The following is a 23,284-nucleotide window of genomic DNA, read 5'->3' as shown; positions in this document are numbered from 1 at the left end:
CGGATAAACAAATGGAGTAACGATGAAGGAGGGATACGATGAAACGAGACGAATCACAACCAGGGGTACATCCAGATCCAATTCCGGATGATGAATCAAACCCGGCACAAAAACCGGCTCCGACCCAACACCCTGATCCAGATCCCGATGAAGAATCGGATGAATAAAGGGATTAACTTGTAAGACAAAACCTCCTCGTCGATTAGACAAGGAGGTTTTTCGTGTCGAGGTTACTTTTTCGTTTTTGAGGAACGGCTGTTTTGTAGACGATTAAACTTCTTTTCATCCATATGTTCTGTGATGACGAAGTCACCGACAGGGCATTCCCACTTTCCTTTTGCGACAACACATTCACGCAACGTCACTTGATCATCATACAGATCAAGCTCTAGCGTCTCTTTTAAAAATTGATCTACTTTTTGATTCGGCACTTTTACATATTCATTCAACACGAGTTCTTCATTCTTAACAGTCACATAAGAGGTGACTTGAAAATAGCGCATGCGATAATCTCCTTTGATAATAAAAACTAATAACTAGTATAACGGTTCATGAGTCAAAAGGGGGTATCAATGTTTCATCTCGGCCCGCTCACGTTTTGGTGGTGCCTCGTTAAACGGTTTTTGATGCCGAATCATGAGCCAGAAGATCAAGCCGAAGAGCGGGATGTATGGAAGAGGCCAAAGGCTCATCTTATACCGTTTCGCATCACGATTCATTAACGTAATCTGAATAAATGCCAATAAAAAGAAATCGACGGTCATCGTTCGGACGAACTGGTTGTTCTCCACATACGACCAATATTCTGCTACATTCCCTGTATTTGCGGCGGCGATAAACAATCCGATTGTCACCAGCAACAATACGACGCCAAGGATGCGTGTCGGAAGCGGTTTAACGGGAGTTGGATAAGGAGATTGTCTCGCGAAAGCCAAATAGGGGGCGAGTAAGAAGCCTCCTACGAAGAAACTACTGATTGCCGCAAACAGCGGATTTGGCTTCAATTGGTTCACTTCTGACCAAAGCAGCGGGAACATGGCTAATGGAAATACACCTAGAATACTGAATAAGGAAAGAGAATAGCCTTCGTAAGCATTCGTATTATACGTCACGAAATCAAGTAAGAATCGCCCGTCAAACGGTACGTTCGGACCAAAAATAGCTAAAGCAATGGCCATACCCCATGGAATCAATAAAAATTTTCTCGTCATACGAACACCTCACCCAATGATAGTCATAATAGTAGTATACCCTCTTTTGGAAACACGAAAAAATGAGAAGATGCGATGGCGCATGTTCTCATTTATTTTCACGTGCATACATTTTAATCATCGTGACAAGTTGTTGCGTTTCTTCCATTTTGGCATCAAGTAAAATACCATAATCGTATAATGAACCTAATTGACTGCGATGTCTGACATGTCCAATCAACTCAATAGGTTGAAGAGTCGGAACGAGATCGAGGACGAAGTGGACCTGCAAATCATCGGATAGTGGGAAAAGATAATCGGATCGCAATTTCAGTCCATGTGAACTCACATTCAATAGAAGTCCTTCTCCATCATAAAGTTCCTTCTCTTCCCAAACGAGTCGATAAGGGATCGTGCGGGGATTCGGTAGAATATAGCGAAAAGTTTCCTGTCTGCGATAACGCATCAATTCACCCCATTTCTCTACTCCCTATATCGGACATTTACAATTCGAAATGAAGTGGAAATGAGTATAATTTTTAGATAAGCTCGCTTTACAAATGTGAAAACGCTTTCTATAATAGGTGTACGATTTAAATAGGGAGGAGATCAGATGAATGTACATGATTTACTCCGACGTTACTCGATTCAAACACCAGTCATCTATGAAAAAAAACGTAACGGGGAGTGGGTTAAACTCGAGCGTTTACCTGCCTATACCATTCTTGAAGTCGAAACGAACGATCAAACGATCGAAGCGGTCGCCATTGATGCGTTCAAGGCGATCACTGTCTGTCGAGAGTCGGCGTCGATTGAAGAAGCCCGTCCGTATGCTGTGCGTATCCAGATTGAACGACCATAAGAAAAGCCGTAACTTCGACAGTGAAGTTACGGCTTATTTTATGCAGCGTCTTGTTCGGTTTCATCTTGAGGATTCGTGCGTTTTGCATAGTACATGAACGGTGTTGCCATCCAAGCAATCACAAATTTCGCAACGTACGTCGTAATGAAGATGTTCCACCAGATGTCCCAATCCATTCCCCAGAAAGCGATGATACAGAAAGTGAACGTATCAATTAACTGTGAGAGCACGGTAGAACCTGTCGTTCTGAGCCAAAGTTTTTTCTCGCCCGTTTTGGCGCGAATCTTCGAGTAGACGAAGACGTCAAACAATTGAGAGACGAGGTAAGCAGCAAGGCTACCAAGTGTGATCAACGGAAGCATCGAGAAGAGTGCCTCAAAACTTTCGTGCATGAAGAGCGCTTCTTCGAACGGTTCATACAAGAGGGCATACTGCATGAGTACCGTCGAAACGATTAAAATGAAGAACCCGAGCCATACCCCTTTTCGAGCCGCGGCTCGTCCATGTTTTTCGTTCAAAATATCAGTCGCTAAATAGAGCGAACCGTAGACGATGTTACCGAGCGTAAAAATGTATCCGCCAATTACAATCTGTTGTGTGACTTGAATATTTGCGACAACTGAAGCCATCGCAATCCAAGCATATAATCCGACCCGTCCGAACAATTTGTAACTGAGGACGAGAAGACCGAGTGTAAGGATGGCAGAAGGAATCCATAACCATTCGTTTAGCATGAATCATGCTCCTTCCTCTAACTATTCAATGATTTCAACTTTTCAAGTTTATAGAGGAACGGAAATGATGTCAAGGTGAGGTACACTCAGGCTGATTTATAATCCATGTGACACGAACAGAGTCAGACACCGCTCAGTTCGATGTTCAAACCTTTTACAATACCACGTGCACTGCCGAGCATGTCTGCTTGTTCTCTCCATGTCAATTGGTGCTTCGTTTCTTTGAAGTGCTTGATCACGTCCTGCGAATAGGTTAATGACCGAAGAACGGAATCGATTTCAATATGTTGAATATGGTCGATATCAAATTCTTTTAAGTGTTCAAGACCCACTCGCAATTCTTCGATGTTAGTAAAGGTTTGGTCCAAACGATTTTGTAGGTTAATGGATTCAGTCGAGTCAGGGTTCTCGCAAGTGTTTTGGCAAGCCCAAAGACTTTCCGATCCCTCGGCGAATGCAGCGAGCACATCGCTACTTTCAGATCGTAAATATCCCCAGAAAATATCAATTTCTTTTTGAGTTGGTTCGCCTTTGAAAAATAGAGTGAGTTCTTCGACGGTTTCTTCTGATGTTTCTGTGGTGTTTTCTGTAACTGGTTCAGGTTTTGAGTCCTGATCAGAACTAGGCGAACAAGCTGCCAAAAAAATCACGACTGTGCCTATCCCAAGTGCTCGTTTCATCGAAACCCTCCTGTAAAAGATATGGTAATCCAAATTGTACCATTGATTGTCGTCAGAATGTTCATTAAAGCGATATTAGATTGATAAGTATAAAAAAGCACCTCCTGTCTTAAACAGGAAGTGCTCTGAACCGCTTCATTGAGCTATTTGCCATGTGACTATACCTAATTATTGGTGAAGTAAACTGTGAATTCGTCTGTGCATGGGCGGTAAGTGTGCACAATGCTGTGCACAAAATACATATGGCTTATCGATTAGGGAATCTCAGTTCACGAAGTCCTGATAAGTCTGCATTTCATAAGTCGAGATGGATAGAGCTCTCTCGATCCGTGTCATCGCATCGTTGATTTTTTCCCATTCTACAAGGAGGGCGTCATAATCAGTCGCGTAGTTGTATGGTTCAACAAGGGCGTTGTAATCGGCGATAGCCGTCTCCAGCTCGTCAGCCGTCGTTTCGACTGCCTCGAACTCTTCTTTTAATGGCGCATCCATCTCGTATTGCAAGGCGAGGTCTGCCGCTTGCCTCATCTGGTCGAGGTATTGGTCCGTATGGTCCCAGTACGAGGCGGAGACGCTTGCCACGCTACCGTCGTCACCGTACGGTTTCTCGCGTAACCCACTCAATTTCACGCTATAAAGTGACTGGAGTTCGTTCAGTGCATAGATCACCTCGACGGTCGCACTTGAGATGTTTGTCTCTGCTTCAATGTTTCCTGCCTCATCTTCTGACATGGCAGGGGAATACGGTTTATACAGCCAAGACACCGCTTCGAGCTCATCCAGCATCGCCTGGATCATCTCGTTCGGTTCGTTCCATGACGCCGAATCTTCTTTTGCAAGGAAGGTGCGCATGTCGGCGGCCGTCTTCTCGAACTGATTAGCGACCTGGTTCATCTCGTCGGCGTCCATATTGTCCGACCCCGAGTTTGCCACGTCACGAATCTGCAGCACGAGTTCTTCAAGGGAGGCTGCCGATTTTTCGACGCCCGTCCGTGAAGTGTCCATACTCAATTGAATGTCGCTAAGGGGTTGCCCGTCGCAGATATTCCCGCACATGTAAATGTCAGCTCTCATGTTCGTTAAATAGTCCGTCGCCCGTCCACTTGCCTCAACCAATACGAGATTAAGTTCATCAAGCTCCTCTTGCGAATATTTTCGCAACTCGACCTCTTTGGATTCAGTCGTGTCTTCCGCTTCCGTTTCATCATTTGTTGCGGACACAACGGCTTCGGGTTCTACTGGATTCGTCGCTTCATTTTCAGCGCATCCGCCCAAGAGTAACAAACCCGCCAATAATATGAATCTATTCACCTCATCCACTCCTTTAAAATTGTCGCATCCAGTATACCATCTATAGTACATATGCCCATATTTGTAAAATAAAGTTTCATTCCGACAAAGTAATGCTCACGACATGAAAAAATGAAAACTGTGCAATTTCTGTGCACGGACAAAAAAAGCACCTCCTGTCTTAAACAGGAAGTGCTCTGAACCGCTTCATTGAGCGGTATATTTGATGCCTCCGACGAGAATCGAACTCGTGCTGCAGCATTACCATTGCTGAGGTCTGCCACTAACCTACAGAGGCGTTACACCAACTATGTTACACACGTTCCTTCCATTTTTCAAGCTTTTTCAGAATAATAAGACCTCCAATCTTCTTTGTTAGAAGACTGGAGGTCAAATGGTTCATCCTTATTTTGTACGGATCCAAACAGCACCTGCAGAGTTGTCTTTCGCTTCACCGACAACGTCAATGACGAGCCCGTATTGCGGAAGTTTACGTCCTGCATCTGGGATGAGTGAGTTGATGTACGAATTCGCATCATTGAACTGTTTCACGCCAGCTTGTGCTTTGTAATCATACACACCACGACTTGGTGAATCGATGTACCAAGCGAGTGTCTTATCGAGACTGAATGCAGCATCAGCGATTTGGTAACGCGTGCTACCTGCAACTGTCTCTTTCCCGTTCAAGTTTCCGATGAGCGCCTCTGGGTGAGAGTCGACGACACCGAGGAAGCCTTCGCCAGGGTGGACACCGACCCAGTTGTCTGTGTACGAGTCATCACCGTACCACACGACAAGACCAGTGTTGTATTTCACGCCACGGCCGTTGAGAAGACCCATATCCGACCCGGCATGGTTACGCCATTCGAGGTAGTAGTAATGCGGTTTTGAATCGTATCCGTCTGAGTTGACAAATCCATCAAGTGTGACGGCTTCAGCACCTTCCGCATCGTCTGCGAAGAGTGTTGCTGATTCTGATTGGATTGACAAGTTGTCGACTGCGAAGCCTTTCATTGCGACGCCGCCATCTGTCACGTATTCGAATACGATCTGGACATCTTGGCCAGCGAATTGTGAAAGGTCATAAGATTTGTTGACCCATGCACCGTTCGTCGTCTCAGCAGGGTATCCAGCTTCGTTTGCACCGTTGACGTCATCACCGAACACATCGAGGACAACTTCTTTACCGCCGCTGACGGCTTTCACATACAAGTAGTCGTAATCTGATTCGACTTCATAGAATGAATCGAATGTGAGGACACCGTCCGCACCAAGTTTTACGCTAGGTGTAGCCATTTCCGTATGGATGTCGTCACCTTTTGTCGAGTAGTAGTAGCGCTCGCCATAAGCTGGTTCGATTCCTTTAATTTTCTTATCAGGAAGGTTGACTTTGATAATTCCTGGGTTGTTTGACTTCGTCACAGATTGGTCGAGTTGTGAGACAAAACCTTGTGAGTTGATATCTTCAAGATCAACTTCTGTGATGTTCGCCCAGTTTCCACCCATGATTTTTTGGAAGTACTCTTTATTTTGTGGTGAGAAGCTTGTTGGCTCTGTACCAGCGACTTTACCAGCCCAGCTACCGCCACTCATGATTGACCATGATTGTACTGGCTCACCTTGACCTGTGTACTGCGTATCGTACTCATCTGGAAGACCGAGGTCATGTCCAAATTCGTGTGCGAAGACGCCAACTGCGCCGTCTTCTGGTTGAATCGTGTAATCGTACGCCGCCATTTTACCGCCCCAGTAAGGAACTGCAGCTTCTGTGTTGGCTACCGGATAAACGCCGTTAAGGACCCAACGGTGTGACCATACTGCATCGTCACCGAGTGCACCACCACCAGCTTCTTGACCAGTACCAGCGTGGATGATCATCAAGTGGTCGACGAGGCCGTCTGGCTCATTGAAGTCACCGTCGCCATCCAAGTCGTAAAGATCGTATTGATCGTGCTCGGCAAGATCGATTCCTGATGCGACAGCAGCGTTCAATGCATCTTTAACAAGTTGTCGCGGACCAGGACCGACGTTATCATGACCACCATCGCCTTTGTCTGCACCATAGTCTTTCGCAGTTCCTGGTACGGTTAACCATTCAGAAACTTCTCCGTCGACCGTGTAACTTCCACCTGATTGTTCTTCATAGTATTGTTTGAACGTTTGAACCTTTTCTCCGTTGAAGAGTTCAAATGGTTGGTCACCAAACATATAGTTCTCATAGTGCTCTTTGCTGAAGTTGTCACTATACATATAGCCTGCTTCTTGAATAATGTTATTGTGTTTGAAGTCGCTATACTCGACGAGAAGGACGAGGACTTTATCTTCACGAACCGAACCGTTATATGCCGATTGTTGTGCCGGAGAAACCTTCACTTGACCGTTCGGCTTTCCTTTACGGTAGTTCGTTTGACCTTTTTTCGCTTTGTCGAGGATTCGTTCAGTTTCTTTTTCGAATTGAGTATGTATCTTCTCTTTTGCTTTTGAAGCCTTCTCATTCAATTCGTCGTCGTGCTTATGTGGATCTTTCGCTTCGCCTTGTTTTTTCGCGATATACGCGTCGACCGCTTTCATGCGCTCAGATGCTGACAATCCTTTTTTGATGACGCCACGCTTTTCGAGTGCTTTTGCGAGACGGTCTTCATCGATGATGTTGTGGTCGAACGGAGCAAGCTCGCTCGTTGTCGGTACAGATGGTGCAACCGAAAGCGGTGCGGCACCAGCAGCCGGAACGATACTGACTGTCATGGCAGATGTCATGAGAGCCGCGAGTGTCGTTCGACGGATGGAACGTTTTTTCATTTGTATGAACCTCCTGTTAAAAAATAATGGGAAAATGTGTGAGCTTGTTGTAAATGTACCGTTTGTGTCTGATTAATGTCAATATTCAGAAAATAATAACCAGAAAAAGAGTCTAAAGACCTATTTAGTCAATATGAACTAAATAGTCTTAGACTCCAGGTCGATATATCCATAATGGAACTTCGATGTTTTTCGCTTTATGTGAGTAAAATCATAGCGTTTGAAGGCATCGCTCTCAAAATGCGCCTTTAAGACAATTCGTTTTTTAGCTACACGTTTTGCTTCAACCATCAACTCTTCTGAGAGTGGGGAGGTGTCTGCTATTGAACGAAGTGGGTTCAGATGAACCGATTCTGAAATCGTCTTTTCGAACATCGGATCAAAGTAAATACAGTCGAACGAATTTTCCGCACATGTTTTCAAATATTCGAGAGAATCCGTATGAACGACCTCAATGCGGCGCATCGCCTCATTGATTGACTCATCTTTTTCGACCCATACGGACATACCTTCCCGGACGAGTTGTGCCGTTATGAATTGGCTCTCAAGACCGATTACTTTTCCCGTTGAACCGACGGCATGGCTCATGACGATACTGTCCGATCCGAGTCCGAGCGTACAGTCTAAAATGCGATCACCAGGTATTGCTTGTAATGCGTCAATGAGTGGATCTGTTCCACCACGACTGAGTTGCTTCACGCGAAAGACCGAGCTAGAAGGGTGAAAAAAGAATGGCTCTTTACTTTGCAGGGGTGTGAACTCAACACGTCGCTTGTCAAAGACAAGTACATCTTGGTGATGCCGCTTTTTCAATTCTTCAATTGAATGTTTGCGTCGCTCGACAAATTTCATATTGTATGTGGTGGCATGCTTTTGCGCTCGATACAATACTTCATCTGTCGGACGTAAACAAGTGGTTACGATATACATGGGACGGGCTCCTTCATAAAAAATGAGACGCACTCGCGTCTCATTTTTTCTTACTGAGTAAATCTGACAGTTCGTCAATCAGTGCTTTGTGAGAAGCAAGTTCTTTCTTCTTCTCGTCGTTCACGTTCACCGGACGTTTTGAACGGCTTTGAAGTGCTTCTAGTGTTTCGTCGATTGACGATTTCAACGTATCACGCTCTTCAGGTTTCAAAGATACTTCGTGCGGATTTTCTCCAGACGCATCTAACTCACGAAGGCGCGCCATCAATTGTTTCGCCTCACGATTCAAATCCACTAGTAATCTGTCAATTTGTTCCAAACGCAATTTGATTCCATCTCGTTCTGTAAACATCTGTTTCACCTCTTTTGCGGTTTAACCCTAAGGTCTCTTCCTGTTTACTTTACCATAAAATTTGTTAAACGAAACTACCGGGAATATATTCCATTTATTTTGGCTGTAAGAAACATTGTTTCTCTATCCCCACACGAAGTTCACCTGCTATACTAACTGAGCTAATAAGGAGGTGGGCGGATGGAGACTACAAATCATCCACCAAAAGCGCTCAAGGGAGCGATTGTGTCAATCACGGCATATTTGATTTTATCTATATTAAAAGTGTTCTTCGGATACTTATATGAATCTGAGGCGGTTTTAGCCGATGGATTCAACAATACGACGGATATTATCGCGTCGGTCGCCGTCTATATTGGAATTCGGGTTGCGGCGTTACCACGGGATGCCGAGCATAAATATGGTCACGCGAAGATGGAGACAATCTCCGCTCTCATCGCTTCATTGATCATGATTGCGGTCGGTATTTTCGTCTTCTTTAATAGTCTGTCGAATTTAATCGGGGGAGAATATGCAGAACCGAACCCGTTGGCAGCGGTCGTCGCATTCGCCAGTGCGCTCGTGATGTTCGGGGTGTATCGCTTCAACTTGAACCTCGCGAAGAAGACAAAGTCATTGGCACTTAAAGCTGCGGCGAAAGACAATTTGGCCGATGCGATGATTTCAGTCGGAGCCACACTTGGTGTGCTATTCGCTTATTTCCAACTCCCTTGGATGGACACGGTCTTAGCAATCATTATTGCCGGTATGATTGTCCGGACAGCGATTCAAATCTTTTTAGATGCCACCCATCAACTTTCTGACGGATTCCCTCCACACCTTGTCGAGACATATGAGGAAACGATTGAACAATTTGAGCGTGTGAAAGAAGTTCGGGAAATTAAAGGGCGTCATTTAGGAAATCACGTAATGCTCGATGTGACGATTGCAGTTGACGGAGATTTGACCGTGGACGCGGCCCATGAATTGTGTGACGAAATCGAACGAAAACTGGATGAACAGCATGCGGTCGATTCGGTGCATATTCATATTGAGCCGATTTGACGTTCGGTTATCTTTTGCGCTTCATGATTGGATTCGTTTATAATAAGCGCAGACAGATATTGAACTACTAGTTAAGGAGGGCACGGGATGAACATCGTGCGTCAACCTATTCGCCAGATTGATGAGATTGAGTATGAACATTTTCAGAAATATGGAGAAAACTCATATGGCGTTTCTGCTGAAGAGTTGAAAGGGATCCTCGAAGAAATGGGGACGGAGCAACTCTATCATGCAGAAGAGCATAGTTACGGAGAAGACTTCTATTACGACTTGATGGTCGATGACAAACTTGTCGGTAAAGTCTTGTTACTCAAGCTTGCCCGAGTATACCAGCTTGACCTGATGGTGTTCGATGCATACAAAAATAAGGGATATGCGACGGAAGGTTTGCGTCTCGCATTATTGGACTCAAAATTGATGGATGGACAAACAGTCCGGGCCGGCATTCCACCGACAAGCCCACATCAACAAGAGATGCATCAAGTGCTCGTTCAAAACGGATTTGAAAAGCGGAACGGTCTATATTATTTAAATTTCAAGAAACGATATGTAGTAAACCATTAAGCTGACGGCGTCTCGCACGTCAGCTTTTTTCATATGGAGGGGTAAGGATGAAGCAAGTCACCATTAAAGATATCGCCGAACTCGCAGGGGTCGCAAAGAGTACAGTCTCCCGCTATTTGAACGGTGGGTCGGTAGGGAAGGCGACGAGAGAGAAGCTCGATCGGGTCATTCGGGAAACCAATTATGAACCGAATCAATTCGCCCAAAGTCTTAAGTCAAAGCAGACGAAGATGATTGGGGTCATCGTTCCGCGACTCGATTCTTACGCTGCCTCGCGTACAATGATGGGAATTGATGAACGATTGACAGAACGAGGCTATCAGATGCTTGTCGTCAACACGGCACAACAGACGGAACGAGAGATTGAACAATTATACAACCTCGCCAAACAAAAGGTCGCCGGCATCATTTGGCTCGGGACGACTGTCACCGACCGTCACCTCGAAGCGATAGAGGCGATTCAAATTCCGGTGTTGCTGATTGGTCAACAGCACGACAACGTGCACAGTCTCGTCTATCCGGATTATGAAGCTGCATACGCCCTCGGTAGTGAGTTCACGAAATGGGGTCATCGAGACGTCGTCTATGTCGGTGTTTCGGAAGCAGATATCGCAGTCGGACAAGATCGGCGCGATGGTTTTTTGAAGGCGCTTCATGAGGCGGATGCACGCGTCACAGTCGTTCAGACAACATTTAAAATCGAGGATGCGATCCCGATTGGAGAACGGTTGGCGAAAGAGATTGGCTCGACCTCGCTCATTATTTGTGCAACGGACAATATTGCCCTTGGTGTATTGAAGGGACTGGCGAATCAAGGGATTTCTGTTCCAAATGACATCTCTGTCAGTGGCTTTGGTGGCTATGATTTTACGGAAGTCTTACATCCATCGATTACGACCGTTCATCTTCCGTATCGGCGAACTGGGGCCAAGTCGGCAGATATGATGCTTCAACTTTTACAAGGAAATGACGTCCCGATGAAAACGTTCACAATTTTTGAATTAAAAGTGCGCGAAAGCGTTGACAAGCTGAATTAAATCGTTTACATTTGTGTTGCGGAACCGGTTCCGCAACATTTTTTATTCTGAATTGGAACCGGTACCAATCGTATATAGAACTTATAAGATTTTTGGAGGTGGACGATATGAACACCGTACATTGTATCGGCGAATTGTTGATTGACTGGGTATGCGAGGATGCCTCGAGCGACCTCGTCAACGGAACGACGTTCGTCAAAAAAGCAGGTGGCGCACCTGCAAATGTGGCGGCAGTCGTCAGTAAGCATGGTGGACAGTCGAGTTTTCTCGGACAAGTCGGGAATGACCCGTTCGGTCTTTTCCTGAAACAGACGTTGACCGACAACGGAGTCAGCACAGATAACCTTGTTGAATCGGGAGATACGACATTCGCTTTTGTGTCGATTCAAGAGGACGGAGAGCGGGACTTCACATTCCGTCGTGGAAGTGATGGAGATTATGCGTTTGAATCCATCGATTTGTCATTGATTCAAAAAGGTGATCTCATTCATTTCGGTTCTGCGACAGCATTACTAGATGGAAAACTAAAAGATGCGTACTTCAAATTATTGCAATTTGCAAAGCGGGATGGTTTGTTCATCTCATTTGACCCGAACTATCGAGATGCGTTGATCACGGACCTTGAGCAGTTCAAACAAGATGCGAGACATTTCATCGCAGAATCAGACTTCATTAAATTGAGTGAAGAAGAAGCGCACTTGTTGACCGGTAAAGAGCAACTTGAAGACGCTGTTCAAGCACTACTTCAATTAGGTGCAAAACAGATTGCGATCACATTAGGGTCTCGTGGGACATTGATTGCGACAAGCACGCATCATGAAATCGTTCCTTCAATATCAATCGACAGTGTCGATTCAACAGGAGCGGGAGATGCGTTTGTCGGTGCTTATTTGTATCGGTTGGCGACGCTCGGATTTGACCCGGAGCGCTTACGTTCCGACATCGAATATGCAAACGTAACGGGTGCATTAACATGTACAGCTTATGGCGCTATTCCAGCAATTCCATCACGACAACTTGTGAATGAAACGTTAGGAGGGAAATGAAGATGGATTACAAAAAAGAAGCAGCATCGATATTAGAAGCGATTGGTGGGAAAGAAAACGTTGCGGCAGCCGCCCACTGTGCGACACGCCTTCGTCTCGTATTGAACGATGAGTCAAAGGTTGATGAGAAAGCACTCGAACAACTTGATGTGGTTAAGGGAACGTTCTCAACGGGAGGACAATACCAAATCATCATCGGGCAGGGTACGGTCAACAAGGTTTATGCTGAATTTTCACAATTGACAGGTCTTGGAGACATGTCAACGACAGACGTGAAGTCAGCCGGAGCGAAAAAGATGAACCCGCTCCAACAGTTCGTCAAAATGTTATCGGATATCTTCGTTCCAATCATCCCGGCCATCGTCGCCGGCGGTCTCTTGATGGGGATCAACAACTTATTGACGGCACCGGATTTGTTCTTTGAAGGACGTTCATTGATTGACCAGTATCCAGGCATGGCAGACCTCGCAGCGATGATCAATACGTTTGCAAACGCCGCCTTCGTCTTCCTACCTGTACTCATAGGTTTCTCCGCAGCCAAGCGGTTCGGGGGTAACCCGTATCTTGGTGCAGCGCTCGGGATGATCATGGTTCACCCGGACTTGATCAATGCTTATGCACAGGCAACTGTTGAAGAGATTCCGGTTTGGAACATCTTCGGTCTCGAGATTGAGAAGTTAGGATACCAAGGACAAGTCTTACCAGTCCTCGTCTCGACGTATATTTTATCGAAGCTTGAAATCAACATCCGGAAGTTCATGCCGGCATCACTTGATATCTTGCTTACGCCATTACTCTCACTCCTCTTCACAGCGTTCATCACGTTCGCTTTCGTCGGACCGATCACTCGTGAAGCAGGGAACTTGATCATTGATGGGTTGGTATGGACGTATGATTCACTCGGATTCGTCGGTGGTTTGATCATGGGTCTTCTCTACGCCCCAATCGTTATTACAGGTATGCACCATAGCTTCATCGCGATTGAAACACAGCTTCTTGCTGATATCGCCGAAACTGGCGGATCGTTCATCTTCCCAATCGCTGCGATGTCGAACGTCGCACAAGGGGCGGCTACACTCGCTGTCTTCTTCTTGACTGCTGATAAGAAGATGAAAGGTGTCGCATCAGCATCAGGAATCTCAGCATTACTTGGAATCACAGAGCCTGCCATGTTCGGGGTCAACTTAAAACTACGTTATCCGTTCATCGCAGCCATCGTCGGTTCAGCTATCGCCTCTGCTTTCATCGTCGGAAACGACGTATTGGCAGTAGCGCTCGGTGCTGCTGGGCTACCAGGAATTATTTCAATCGCACCTGGTTCGATCATCTCATATATCATCGGTATGGCCATCGCATTCGCCGTAACATTTGGATTGACATTCATCCTCGCGAAGCGACAAGCAAAAAAAGAAGCGGTCAAACAAGCCGCATAATGAAAAAGGAAGTGACACTATGAATTGGACGAAGGCCGAACGTTATCGTTCACTCCGTGACGTGAGCGCCCTCGAGATGGAGGTGCTCCGTACAAAGACGGCCGCATCCCCGTGGCGGTTTGGATACCATATCCAGCCGCCTACGGGCCTCCTCAATGACCCGAACGGCTTCGCATATTACGATGGAGAGTACCATCTATTCTATCAGTGGTTCCCGCTCGGGCCAGTTCACGGTCTCAAACATTGGTACCATGTTAGTTCACCTGATCTTGTCCATTGGATTGACCGCGGGGTGGCGTTAGTCCCTGAAACGAAGGAAGATTCTCATGGTGCCTATTCGGGAAGTGGATTCATCGTTGATGATACCCTTCACGTGATGTACACCGGGAATCATCGTACCGACGATTGGACGCGTCACGCCTCGCAAATTATCGGTATCTTACGTGACGGGGTAATTGAGCGTCGTAACGTGGCGATCCCGAGTATTCCAGCAGGCTACACGGAACATTTCCGTGATCCAAAAGTATGGGAAGAAGATGGATCGTATTATGCGATTGTCGGTGCACAGCGAACGGATGAGACGGGATGTGTCGTCTTATATCGTTCGACTGACTTGAATGAATGGACATTTTTAGGTGAAGTGAAGACCGAGCTTGAGCGGTTCGGTTACATGTGGGAATGTCCTGACGTGTTTGAACTGAATGGAAAGCATGTCTTCATTTTTTCTCCGCAAGGGATTGAGCCTGAAGGTCATCGCTACCACAACATCTATCAATCCGGATACGTCACAGGTACGCTTGATTTAGAAACGCTCGTCTTCACGCACGAGTCATTTGAAGAGCTCGACTTCGGTTTCGACTTTTACGCTCCGCAAACGACGGAGCATGATGGTCGTCGTATTCTAGTCGGCTGGATGGGCTTACCAGAGATTGAATATCCGACAGATCGCTACGGTTGGGCCCATGCGTTAACGCTTCCTCGAGAACTCTCGCTTGAAGATGGCGTATTAAAACAACGACCAGTTTCTGAAATGAAGCAACTCCGAACTAATCAGTTCGCAGACGAATCAGGTACGCATATCGAAATGATTTCGCCCGAACGTTATGAATTGAAATTGTCGACGTCCGGAGAAGACTTCGAGCTTGAACTATTGAAGACAGAAGAAGAGTCGCTTGTGATTCGGTACGAGAAAGATACACGCGAATTGACCATCGATCGGACAAACGCGGGTGAACCGTTCGCGACCGAGTTCGGGACGACCCGGACAAAAGTGATCGAGGTCACGTCCCTTCATCTGTTCGTCGATTCCTCAAGTGTTGAATGCTTCGTCAACGACGGTGACGCCGTGGCAACGCTTCGCGTCTTCCCGAGTGATGACGAGAAACGGATTCGCTACGTCGGAGCGGATGCGACATTAGTTGGTTGGAAGTATGAATGAGTGTAAAAGCTGAGCGTTTGCTCAGCTTTTTTATTTTCCAAATGTTGAAACCGTTTCACAAAAGCAAACGTATATAAAACGAGACGGGAGGTTAGAGTGATGGATAAATGGATTCGTTTAGCAGGTGAGATTCGTAAAATGACGATGTCTTATAAAATCGATACAGAAGAACTCGAGAGAGAAGAAATGGAACGCGTGATGGTGGCGGAGTCATCAGAGCGCGGAACATTTAATCCAGAAGTAGCGTTAGAGTTTCATGAATTGAGCCAGGTGCGGGTGTTCGCGGAAATGCTCCGAAGTTCAGAAGAAATCGAAGGCATTGAGATTGAAGTGGCTCCTGATTTCGACCTCACAGTACAGTACAAAGGTGGGGAGTATGAACGTTATCAACTTTGGCTCGGTCAACCGAACCGTCCGAGTGTGATCGCGAAACTCGAACGGACGGACGTTATTTGGAAGTTACCGGAACATACGACGGATCGCTTGATTGATGTCCTCGGGTTAAATACGTAAAAAAAGCACCTCTTTATGAGATGCTTACGAGTTGAATCGAATGAATCGTTCGATTTGTCGCTCTGATTTTCTCGCTTGCCGTCCGACCCAAATGAGGTGTCCCGGGCTGTTCAGGATTGTTAGCTGAGCATGGGGAATCAACCGCTTCGCATAATGGGCGTGGCGTACGGGGACAGCTTTGTCATTTTTCGAGTGAATGATATAGGTCGGACATGACACACCGAGCAACACCTCGCTCGACACACGCTGCTTCAAGTCGAATTGTGCCCCTAGGCCAAACGCCATTTGATTGGCGACACGTTTGAGGAGGAAGATGTCATAAGGAGACACCTCTTCCCGAATCGTCTCAAGTGCCAACACACTCGTCGATTGAATCATGCGTGCCGTCGCTTCGAACGGATGTTTTTGAATGGCACGAGCAACGAACTGTTTCATGATGTATTGAAGTGCGATGAATGCAGGTTGGACAATATTTCTGCTGACTGTGTCCCGATACGGAAAATCGACGACACTCGTCACGGCGGCAGCTAGTGTCAAGCTTCGGACACGATGGTTTTGGGACGCGAGTTCAATCGCGGTCGGTCCTCCGGCAGAGATGCCGTAAACATGATATTGATCAATTTCTAGCATTTGCATCAAGTGAGTGAGTCGGGATGCAAAGAGTTGAGGAGATGCTGAAAAAGAGTACGGTGTTTCTCCATATCCGGGTCTAGATGGGACTATGACCCGAAAACCGGACAAAACGAGCTGGTCCACATGGTATGGTTCTAAACTCGATGACTGGGTCCCATGAATCAGTACGATCACAGGACCGTGACCACGGTCTATATATTCAATTTTTGAGCCGTCGACGTGTGCGTAATATTTCACTTCAGATGGCGCCTCCTTAAACAGTTTGTAATGGAAAATACCTTTATTTCGTGGAAATAAAATGATAATGTCTGTTTATACATATTATAGATATAGAAATGAAAGGGGATAGAACCGTGAATAACCGAGAGCGGTTACTTGAAGTTCGACGTTTCTTCGAACGTTACACGGATGAAGCAAATCCTAAAACACTAGAAGATTTGCTCGAATACTTGTCAACAATTGGAGATACTTCTAAGTTAGCAAAAAAATCGGTGAAAGACGATATCCAAGCACTGAATAATTCGGGGTTTGAAGTGCAGGATGAGTTGGAGAAGAATGGTCTCGCCAAAAAATATTGGCACTCTGCTCGTTTGTTCGAGATTCACGAACTTCGGATGATGGTCGATGCGATCGTCGCAGCCAAATTCATCTCGGAAGACGTGACTGAAGAGATCGTTGAAAAGCTTCAAATGCTGACGAGCAATCCTGAAGCAAAGACGTTGCAATCGATCATTAAGACACCGAAGAAAAAGCACGGACAGATACCGTACCACATCGACCGCATTCAGCGAGCGATTCATGAACGGAAAGCCATCTCGTTTCAATATACGGACGTCATCGGATTTGACGTGACAAAGCGGACATTCCCACTCCGTCGTGACGGAGAGCGGTATGTCATCAATCCAATCGACTTGCATTGGAACCACGAACAGTATTACTTGATTGGGATCGATGAATCGATTGGAGAGGTTCGGAACTATCGGGTCGACCGAATCGTCAACTCCGAGATTGTAGAAGACGGCACCATTCGTCCAAAACACCATCTGCCAGATGACTATTACCAAAAGTCCTTCAATATGTACAACGGCTTGGATGAACAAATCGTCTTGTCCGTCGATGAGCGTGTTCTACCGGTCATTTTCGATAAGTTAGGAGAAGACGTCTCTGTGTCTGAACATGAAGAACGCTTCCTCATCCGTTTCGATGCGGCCGTGTCTGACGGATTCATTTACTGGTTGCTCTCTTTAGGGGCACAAGTAGAAGTTGTTGAACCACTCACGCTCCGCGACCATATGAAGGCAACGATTAAGAAAATGGCGAATACTTATGAGAATACAAGCATTCATTCATCCATCGAGTAATCAGATGTGCTATACTGCTTGCGACACTTAATGAAGGGGGACAGGCGGATGTTGAATTGGATGCCATTGATCATTCCGATTGTCGCTGTCATTTTCGTAACGATTGTCGCAAGACGCGCCATGAAAATGGATAAAGAGAACTAACATGAAGAGACATCATCCTTGATTGGGAGATGTCTCTTTCGCTATGGAGGTAGAACGTGGATACGATTACACATACGTTATTCGGTTTAACGCTATATGGTGCAGCCGATAAACGTGATTTACAACAACATGAAAAACGAGCCTTGTTCGTCACGACGCTCGTCGGGAGTCAAATCCCGGACAGTGATGTGATTTCAAGACTATGGGACACGGAAGGGATGTATCAGATGTGGCATCGCGGCATCACACACTCCATCTTTCTCGTCCCGCTCTTTGCACTGCTCATCTACATACTCGTTCGTCTTCTCTTTCAAGTGACGGACATCCGTTATTTTTGGTGGGCTCTGTTGTCTGTATTCATACACAACACATCTGACTTGTTCAATGCGTGGGGGACGGGCTACTTCGAACCGATCTCGGACGTGAGGATCACATTCGGTGTGATCCCGATTGTCGACTTTGTCTATTGGGGCATCTTCTTGGTCGCCTGGCTCGTGGCCCGTAAACAAGAAGTCCGCTATAAGACGTATCGGTATGCATGGTCTGCCCTCGTCCTGTATGTCGCGATTCAAAGTGCTCAAGGAGCTTACTTGTATCAGGCATATGCAGATGAACACGACGAAGTAGCCCTTTCGGCTTCTTTCATCCCGACACAGTTCACCGTCATCACAAAGACTGACGAAAACGTTTCGCTCTATAAAGATTCGATTTATCAAGAAGCAACCTTACTATACAACTTGACTTCTGACGAACAAGTGAGTCTTGAACCATTGTTTGAAGCAAATCAAGAAGCACGTACACTGACCAAATGGTCACCGTTCGTTGTCATCGTGGCAAATGAAGAACGGCTCGGCGTCTTTGACCCACGTTTTTATGACGGGAAGTCTTCTTTCTTATACGAATATATAGAAAGGTAGGATCAATCGATGGGACGCATCCGTTATCTCTTTATTTTCGCTTATGAACAAGCCCTCAGCTGTATTTTCCCAGTCGCCATCTTCGGTGCACTCGCCGTCACGAAATTTGTAGAGTTGCCGTTTCCCCGTTACGATGTCTTATTTATCTGGTGTGTGCTCGTCCAAGTGTTCCTCGTAAAGACAGGACTTGAAACAATCGAAGAAGTAAAAGTCATCAGCTGGTTCCACGTCATCGGTCTCGGACTTGAACTATTCAAGGTACAGATGGGGTCATGGAGCTATCCGGATGAGGCGTTCACAAAAGTATGTGGCGTCCCGCTCTATGCGGGCTTTATGTATGCGAGCGTCGGGAGTTATGTCGTTCAAGCGTGGCGTCGTCTCGATTTACAGTTTACGAAGATGCCTAACCCGATCATCGCCTTCGGACTAGGCATTGCGATTTATTTCAACTTCTTCTGGCACCATGTTTGGCTAGATCTGCGATGGCTATTGATCGCACTTATCTTCTTGGCGTTTGGCCGCTCGGTTGTCTCGTACAAACTCGATGACCGGCGATTCAAGATGCCGGTCGTGCTTTCATTTTTCTTGATTGCCTGCTTCATCTGGCTTGCTGAAAATATTGTGACCTTTTACAACGGCTGGGCGTATCCGGACCAGTTGAACGGCTGGGCCATCGTTGATTTAGGGAAACTATCCTCTTGGTTCCTACTCGTCATCATCAGCATCCTACTTGTCGCTTGGCAAAAGCGAAAGCTGGAGTATGAAACGACTTAACTCGACGTGTGTCGAGTTTTTTTGTGAGAAGCTTCGAATCTTTTTTCGAGTAAATTCGTATTATAAATTGAGGTGATTGGGTTGTTGGAAATTGTATTCTATTGGTTCATTGGATTATTGTGTCTCGCTTCTCTTGTCATCTATTGGATGGAGTGGCGGAAGACACGCGATCGTGTGAAATTAGGTCAAGCTGCTATCGCGATCTTTGCATCAGTGGTTGTACTTGGAATGGCGGGAATGGAGACGTACGACCGTATGACGACGAATTACATCGTCGAGACGGGAGAATGTTATGTCGTCGATGACCGATCATCGAAGGGTTCATCGAACGTGACGCTATGGTTCGGCGAGCGGTCATATGGCTTCAAGGAAATTCCGGACGTTGCATATGGTCCGGGGCATGTTTTTACATGTCGCGCGACGATGACGAAGCAGATGCAATCAGGAATCGATTATGAGTTGCGGTCACTTGACGGAGAGTTATTGTTTTCGACCGAATAAGATCGGAATAGAGATGACTTGTACTAGGACTAACCTGGTACAAGTTTTTTTATTTGTCAATGGTTATGAAGTAGAAAAACGTTTTTACAAAAAAAGTAGCTTAATTCCAAATTTTATTTATATTAGAATTATATAGAATTTATGAATATGAAATGAGGAGGGAAGTAATGGGTACATTCGTGTGTAAGCAAATGAACCGAACGTTTTCTGGTGAAGGGGTCGAAACCAATGCGTTATCAGATGTTACATTGACGTTTGAAAGTGGCGATTTCATATCCATCACCGGTCCTTCGGGTTCGGGTAAGTCGACGTTGTTGAGTTTACTTGGAACGTTAGACGTTCCATCGAGCGGTGAACTGTATTACAATAATCAGCTCTTGAATAAACTGAAAGCTAAAGAGTTAGCTGACTTCAGGTTCGAAAAAGTCGGATTTATCTTTCAACAGTTTCATCTCATCCCAACTCTGACCGCGGTTGAGAACGTGATGGCACCACTATTCGGTCGAAAGATTGACTACAATCCGAAGGAGCGTGCGCTCTCTTTGTTGAATCGGGTCGGGTTGAGCGACAAGGTAGATGCTCTTCCGTCACAGTTGTCAGGCGGACAGCAACAGCGCGTCGCAGTCGCACGCGCCCTCATCCATGAGCCGGAATGGCTACTTGCGGACGAACCGACCGGGAATCTTGACTCCGAGACGGGCGAGGTCATCTTTGAGTTGTTAGGAGAGTTGAACCGAGAGAAGGGATGCGGTGTCATCTGTGTGACCCATGACCCGAGTATCGCCGAGCGGGCCGACGCCCAGGTTCGGATGAAGGATGGCGCGGTCATCGAAGTAATCGACATGAGGGTGACGGGACATGCTTAAGTTCATCTGGAATTCGTGGTGGCGCAACAAGGAACGTTTTATCCTGCTCCTCGTCGGTGTCTTGATCGTCAGTACCGGGCTGTCGTATCTCGTCGGGTTGACTGAGTCGAACAAGGGGACGGTCGTCTCCGAGCTCGAGAAACGATGGAAATCCTCCTATCATATCGTCGTCCGGCCGCCGGGCACGCGGAGCGTGACCGAGGATTTGGATTTGCTCGAGCCGAACTATATGAGCGGACTTCAGGGAGGTATCACGCTCGAACAGTATGAACAGATTAAGCAAATTGACGATATCGAGGTCGCGGCACCGATTGCGATGATCGGGTCATATGACTATTTCAAAGATGTCGGGGAGTTTAAACTAGATCGGCCGGTCGTCTACCGTGTCAAATTCACGGAGAAAACAGATACGGGTGCGAGAGTCGAGTCGGATGAATATTCCACCTATTTTCTAGGACAGTGGCAACCGACGGATGCTGATCCTGGTTATGGTCTAAGTCCGACCATGCCAGGTGAAAAATTTACAGCCGGTTTTGGTTCGAACTTTATGATAGCAGGCATTGATCCAGAAGCAGAGGCAGCACTTGTCGGATTAGATGAGGCGATGATTGAGAAAGAGAACGTCAGTCAATACTTTGAGCAGACAGGTCAAACGAAAAGTGAAAATGGAATTATCGAGATGCCTGTCATCATGAGTACGAAAACGTTTGTTGATTCGACGATGGAGTTCGACTTAGAAGAGGTTCAGTTACCATTTGATTCGACAAACACGAGAGAAATTGCTTCGAAAATTCGAGATGCGGGTGGACAAGAGTACCTTGATACGTTAGATGGAAAGCTCCTTGATCAAATCGGAAGCATTTCCTCCAAACAAGTACACAAAGAGCTAGTCGATACATTTTTAAAGGATGGCACCCTTGATTTTGAGAATGATGATCAAGCCTTTAATTTCCTCGCTTTTAAACCTTCGTCACTCAATTATCAAACTGTCAAAAGTCCATTCGATGAGCGATGGCCATTTGCCTATCAAGTACAACCTTACGAAGTACCCGAGGATAGTATCTATCCTTACAAACAGATGTATCGTCCTTTATCTTTGTATGGCGAAACGAGTGATAATTGGCCGAGAGTCAAACTAAATTACATCGGACTCTTTGATCCAGAAAAGCTAGATATGGCTCGTGACCCGCTCACCGATTTGCCGATGGAAACGTATTTTCCAGCAAAGGCTGATTGGGTGATCGATGCGAATGACGAGCCGGTTAACCCGGTGAAGGAGATGTTGCCGGTCAATAACGACCGTGGTTTCTTGACGCGGCCACCTCTCGTCCTGACGACACTCGAGGCGGCCGCCGCTATCATCGGTGAGAAACCGATTTCAGCAATCCGGGTCAATGTGAGCGGGGTCGACGAGTTGAATGAGGAGAGCGAGGCAAAACTCCAAGCGATCGCTAAGGAGATCGAGGAGATGACGGGGCTCATCACTGACGTCACACTCGGGTCGTCCCCGCAGATGGCGCTCACGTATTTGCCGGGCCTCAAAGAGGGTGAAGCGCTCGGCTGGGTTCAACAGCCGTGGGTCCGCCTGGGATCCTCGTTCACCATCTTTGAGGAGACGAAGATGGGCATGGGTGGCGTCATCGCAAGTGTCATTCTCGTCGCGATTTTGTATGTGTTCACGTCGAACGTGATCATGTTGTACGCCCGGAAGAAAGAGTTCGCGGTCCTACTTTCACTCGGCTGGGGACCAAGACAACTCTCACGCCTCCTCTTGCTAGAGGCATGCTTACTGGGCAGTGTTGTTGCACTCATCGCATGGTTGATTTTAGGTTCATTTTTGCTCGCAGGGGATACGGCGACAACAGGATTACGTGTGATCCTGATTGGATTCGCAGGTTTAGCCATCTATCTTTTAGGTTCGCTTGTGCCAATGATGATGATTCGACGTATCAAGCCATACGAGGCACTGCGCTCCGGTGCGACGACACGCGGGCTACGGCTCGTTCGGTCCGAAGGCGTGATCGGGATGGCGTTCAACCAGCTCGTCACGCAGTGGAAGCGCACGCTCTTGACGCTCCTCGCGATCGCCGTGCCGACGAGTCTGTTCATGTTCTTCTTATTCGTCTCCGTCCGACTGCAAGGTGTCATGTTCACCTCACTCCTTGGGGAATACGTT

General features: G+C 46.5%; 25 protein-coding genes and 1 tRNA gene. 15 read left to right on the top strand and 11 right to left on the bottom strand.

The genetic code is table 11. The features are described from left to right. The first annotated feature begins 38 nt into the window (after window positions 1–38). Window positions 39–167: a hypothetical protein gene (locus ON063_RS08060; RefSeq protein WP_256441151.1), complete on the top strand. Its 129-nt coding sequence runs from the start codon at window positions 39–41 to the stop codon at window positions 165–167. Between the two features lie 63 nt (window positions 168–230). Here ON063_RS08060 and ON063_RS08055 read toward each other — a convergent pair whose 3' ends face one another. The 3 genes from ON063_RS08055 to ON063_RS08045 all read right to left on the bottom strand — a co-directional run bounded on the left by ON063_RS08055 (window position 231) and on the right by ON063_RS08045 (window position 1,656). Continuing rightward, window positions 231–503, bottom strand: a complete 273-nt coding sequence (locus tag ON063_RS08055) for a hypothetical protein (RefSeq protein WP_214875773.1) — start codon at window positions 501–503, stop codon at window positions 231–233. Window positions 504–569: 66 nt separating this feature from the next. Continuing rightward, window positions 570–1,211: a hypothetical protein gene (locus ON063_RS08050; RefSeq protein WP_274664783.1), complete on the bottom strand. Its 642-nt coding sequence runs from the start codon at window positions 1,209–1,211 to the stop codon at window positions 570–572. A gap of 88 nt (window positions 1,212–1,299) precedes the next feature. After that, on the bottom strand, window positions 1,300–1,656 hold the full coding sequence (locus tag ON063_RS08045; protein ID WP_214692194.1) for a PilZ domain-containing protein: 357 nt from the start codon (window positions 1,654–1,656) through the stop codon (window positions 1,300–1,302). Between the two features lie 147 nt (window positions 1,657–1,803). Between ON063_RS08045 and ON063_RS08040 the strand changes: the two genes are divergently transcribed. Continuing rightward, entirely contained in the window at window positions 1,804–2,052 is a 249-nt protein-coding gene (locus ON063_RS08040) for a hypothetical protein (RefSeq protein WP_214692196.1), read from the top strand. Between the two features lie 38 nt (window positions 2,053–2,090). Here ON063_RS08040 and ON063_RS08035 read toward each other — a convergent pair whose 3' ends face one another. From ON063_RS08035 to ON063_RS08005, 7 genes are all read right to left on the bottom strand, one after another. After that, window positions 2,091–2,786 (bottom strand): queuosine precursor transporter, encoded by a 696-nt coding sequence (locus ON063_RS08035; RefSeq protein ID WP_074034510.1) that lies wholly within the window; start codon window positions 2,784–2,786, stop codon window positions 2,091–2,093. 122 nt (window positions 2,787–2,908) lie between these two features. Further along, a complete protein-coding gene (locus ON063_RS08030) occupies window positions 2,909–3,466 on the bottom strand; it encodes a hypothetical protein (RefSeq protein ID WP_274664782.1) in 558 nt (185 codons plus the stop codon). A 264-nt stretch (window positions 3,467–3,730) separates the two neighbouring features. Next, window positions 3,731–4,777: a hypothetical protein gene (locus ON063_RS08025; protein WP_274664781.1), complete on the bottom strand. Its 1,047-nt coding sequence runs from the start codon at window positions 4,775–4,777 to the stop codon at window positions 3,731–3,733. 206 nt (window positions 4,778–4,983) lie between these two features. After that, window positions 4,984–5,054, bottom strand: a tRNA-Thr gene (locus ON063_RS08020). A gap of 107 nt (window positions 5,055–5,161) precedes the next feature. Continuing rightward, window positions 5,162–7,555, bottom strand: a complete 2,394-nt coding sequence (locus ON063_RS08015; protein WP_274664780.1) for an immune inhibitor A domain-containing protein — start codon at window positions 7,553–7,555, stop codon at window positions 5,162–5,164. 138 nt (window positions 7,556–7,693) lie between these two features. Beyond that, window positions 7,694–8,485, bottom strand: coding sequence for a class I SAM-dependent methyltransferase (locus tag ON063_RS08010; protein WP_274664779.1), 792 nt, complete (start codon window positions 8,483–8,485; stop codon window positions 7,694–7,696). A gap of 40 nt (window positions 8,486–8,525) precedes the next feature. Next, window positions 8,526–8,837, bottom strand: a complete 312-nt coding sequence (locus tag ON063_RS08005) for a hypothetical protein (RefSeq protein ID WP_026826028.1) — start codon at window positions 8,835–8,837, stop codon at window positions 8,526–8,528. 180 nt (window positions 8,838–9,017) lie between these two features. Here ON063_RS08005 and ON063_RS08000 point away from each other — a divergent pair, with 180 nt between their 5' ends. The 7 genes from ON063_RS08000 (at window position 9,018) to ON063_RS07970 (ending at window position 15,912) form a co-directional block, all read left to right on the top strand. Then, entirely contained in the window at window positions 9,018–9,881 is an 864-nt protein-coding gene (locus tag ON063_RS08000) for a cation diffusion facilitator family transporter (RefSeq protein WP_274664778.1), read from the top strand. Between the two features lie 87 nt (window positions 9,882–9,968). Further along, a complete protein-coding gene (locus ON063_RS07995) occupies window positions 9,969–10,445 on the top strand; it encodes an N-acetyltransferase (protein ID WP_214783163.1) in 477 nt (158 codons plus the stop codon). A 47-nt stretch (window positions 10,446–10,492) separates the two neighbouring features. Next, the gene (locus ON063_RS07990) at window positions 10,493–11,482 is read left to right on the top strand and encodes a LacI family DNA-binding transcriptional regulator (protein ID WP_214745164.1); all 990 of its coding nucleotides are present in this window, start codon (window positions 10,493–10,495) and stop codon (window positions 11,480–11,482) included. A gap of 107 nt (window positions 11,483–11,589) precedes the next feature. After that, a complete protein-coding gene (locus ON063_RS07985) occupies window positions 11,590–12,528 on the top strand; it encodes a carbohydrate kinase family protein (protein WP_214783157.1) in 939 nt (312 codons plus the stop codon). A 2-nt stretch (window positions 12,529–12,530) separates the two neighbouring features. Continuing rightward, complete coding sequence (locus ON063_RS07980) at window positions 12,531–13,961, top strand: sucrose-specific PTS transporter subunit IIBC (protein WP_274664777.1); 1,431 nt, start codon at window positions 12,531–12,533, stop codon at window positions 13,959–13,961. 19 nt (window positions 13,962–13,980) lie between these two features. Then, window positions 13,981–15,399 (top strand): glycoside hydrolase family 32 protein, encoded by a 1,419-nt coding sequence (locus tag ON063_RS07975; protein ID WP_274664776.1) that lies wholly within the window; start codon window positions 13,981–13,983, stop codon window positions 15,397–15,399. Between the two features lie 99 nt (window positions 15,400–15,498). Further along, a complete protein-coding gene (locus tag ON063_RS07970) occupies window positions 15,499–15,912 on the top strand; it encodes a hypothetical protein (RefSeq protein WP_274664775.1) in 414 nt (137 codons plus the stop codon). 24 nt (window positions 15,913–15,936) lie between these two features. On the opposite strand, the gene ON063_RS07965 is transcribed toward ON063_RS07970, so the two are convergent. Continuing rightward, window positions 15,937–16,782 (bottom strand): alpha/beta fold hydrolase, encoded by an 846-nt coding sequence (locus tag ON063_RS07965; protein WP_274664774.1) that lies wholly within the window; start codon window positions 16,780–16,782, stop codon window positions 15,937–15,939. A 116-nt stretch (window positions 16,783–16,898) separates the two neighbouring features. Between ON063_RS07965 and ON063_RS07960 the strand changes: the two genes are divergently transcribed. From ON063_RS07960 to ON063_RS07935, 6 genes are all read left to right on the top strand, one after another. Next, window positions 16,899–17,906 carry a helix-turn-helix transcriptional regulator gene (locus tag ON063_RS07960; RefSeq protein WP_274664773.1) on the top strand — a complete coding sequence of 336 codons (1,008 nt, stop codon included), beginning with the start codon at window positions 16,899–16,901 and terminating at the stop codon, window positions 17,904–17,906. Window positions 17,907–18,106: 200 nt separating this feature from the next. Then, a complete protein-coding gene (locus tag ON063_RS07955) occupies window positions 18,107–18,967 on the top strand; it encodes a metal-dependent hydrolase (RefSeq protein WP_274664772.1) in 861 nt (286 codons plus the stop codon). A gap of 9 nt (window positions 18,968–18,976) precedes the next feature. Further along, on the top strand, window positions 18,977–19,741 hold the full coding sequence (locus tag ON063_RS07950) for a DUF817 domain-containing protein (protein WP_274664771.1): 765 nt from the start codon (window positions 18,977–18,979) through the stop codon (window positions 19,739–19,741). Between the two features lie 84 nt (window positions 19,742–19,825). Next, window positions 19,826–20,242 carry a hypothetical protein gene (locus tag ON063_RS07945; protein ID WP_274664770.1) on the top strand — a complete coding sequence of 139 codons (417 nt, stop codon included), beginning with the start codon at window positions 19,826–19,828 and terminating at the stop codon, window positions 20,240–20,242. Between the two features lie 167 nt (window positions 20,243–20,409). Next, the gene (locus ON063_RS07940; RefSeq protein ID WP_274664769.1) at window positions 20,410–21,108 is read left to right on the top strand and encodes an ABC transporter ATP-binding protein; all 699 of its coding nucleotides are present in this window, start codon (window positions 20,410–20,412) and stop codon (window positions 21,106–21,108) included. Further along, window positions 21,101–23,284: ABC transporter permease (locus tag ON063_RS07935; protein WP_274664768.1), on the top strand; the 2,184-nt coding region annotated here is incomplete at its 3' end. The genes ON063_RS07940 and ON063_RS07935, both read left to right, overlap by 8 nt.

The sequence above is a fragment of the Exiguobacterium sp. B2(2022) genome (assembly GCF_028823655.1).
Classification (GTDB): Bacteria; Bacillota; Bacilli; order Exiguobacteriales; family Exiguobacteriaceae; genus Exiguobacterium; species Exiguobacterium aestuarii_A.
Note: the sequence above shows the minus strand (reverse complement) of the source record. Positions and strands in the feature narration are given on the sequence as shown.

Coding starts and splice junctions, on each gene's coding strand:
- ON063_RS08030 (WP_274664782.1), bottom strand. CDS start 3,466: ATGAAACGAGCACTTGGGATAGGCACAGTCGTGATTTTTTTGGCAGCT.
- ON063_RS07970 (WP_274664775.1), top strand. CDS start 15,499: ATGGATAAATGGATTCGTTTAGCAGGTGAGATTCGTAAAATGACGATG.
- ON063_RS08050 (WP_274664783.1), bottom strand. CDS start 1,211: ATGACGAGAAAATTTTTATTGATTCCATGGGGTATGGCCATTGCTTTA.
- ON063_RS08045 (WP_214692194.1), bottom strand. CDS start 1,656: ATGCGTTATCGCAGACAGGAAACTTTTCGCTATATTCTACCGAATCCC.
- ON063_RS07980 (WP_274664777.1), top strand. CDS start 12,531: ATGGATTACAAAAAAGAAGCAGCATCGATATTAGAAGCGATTGGTGGG.
- ON063_RS08055 (WP_214875773.1), bottom strand. CDS start 503: ATGCGCTATTTTCAAGTCACCTCTTATGTGACTGTTAAGAATGAAGAA.
- ON063_RS07940 (WP_274664769.1), top strand. CDS start 20,410: ATGGGTACATTCGTGTGTAAGCAAATGAACCGAACGTTTTCTGGTGAA.
- ON063_RS08000 (WP_274664778.1), top strand. CDS start 9,018: ATGGAGACTACAAATCATCCACCAAAAGCGCTCAAGGGAGCGATTGTG.
- ON063_RS07975 (WP_274664776.1), top strand. CDS start 13,981: ATGAATTGGACGAAGGCCGAACGTTATCGTTCACTCCGTGACGTGAGC.
- ON063_RS07950 (WP_274664771.1), top strand. CDS start 18,977: ATGGGACGCATCCGTTATCTCTTTATTTTCGCTTATGAACAAGCCCTC.
- ON063_RS07985 (WP_214783157.1), top strand. CDS start 11,590: ATGAACACCGTACATTGTATCGGCGAATTGTTGATTGACTGGGTATGC.
- ON063_RS08035 (WP_074034510.1), bottom strand. CDS start 2,786: ATGCTAAACGAATGGTTATGGATTCCTTCTGCCATCCTTACACTCGGT.
- ON063_RS08060 (WP_256441151.1), top strand. CDS start 39: ATGAAACGAGACGAATCACAACCAGGGGTACATCCAGATCCAATTCCG.
- ON063_RS07995 (WP_214783163.1), top strand. CDS start 9,969: ATGAACATCGTGCGTCAACCTATTCGCCAGATTGATGAGATTGAGTAT.
- ON063_RS08040 (WP_214692196.1), top strand. CDS start 1,804: ATGAATGTACATGATTTACTCCGACGTTACTCGATTCAAACACCAGTC.
- ON063_RS07990 (WP_214745164.1), top strand. CDS start 10,493: ATGAAGCAAGTCACCATTAAAGATATCGCCGAACTCGCAGGGGTCGCA.
- ON063_RS08010 (WP_274664779.1), bottom strand. CDS start 8,485: ATGTATATCGTAACCACTTGTTTACGTCCGACAGATGAAGTATTGTAT.
- ON063_RS08005 (WP_026826028.1), bottom strand. CDS start 8,837: ATGTTTACAGAACGAGATGGAATCAAATTGCGTTTGGAACAAATTGAC.
- ON063_RS08015 (WP_274664780.1), bottom strand. CDS start 7,555: ATGAAAAAACGTTCCATCCGTCGAACGACACTCGCGGCTCTCATGACA.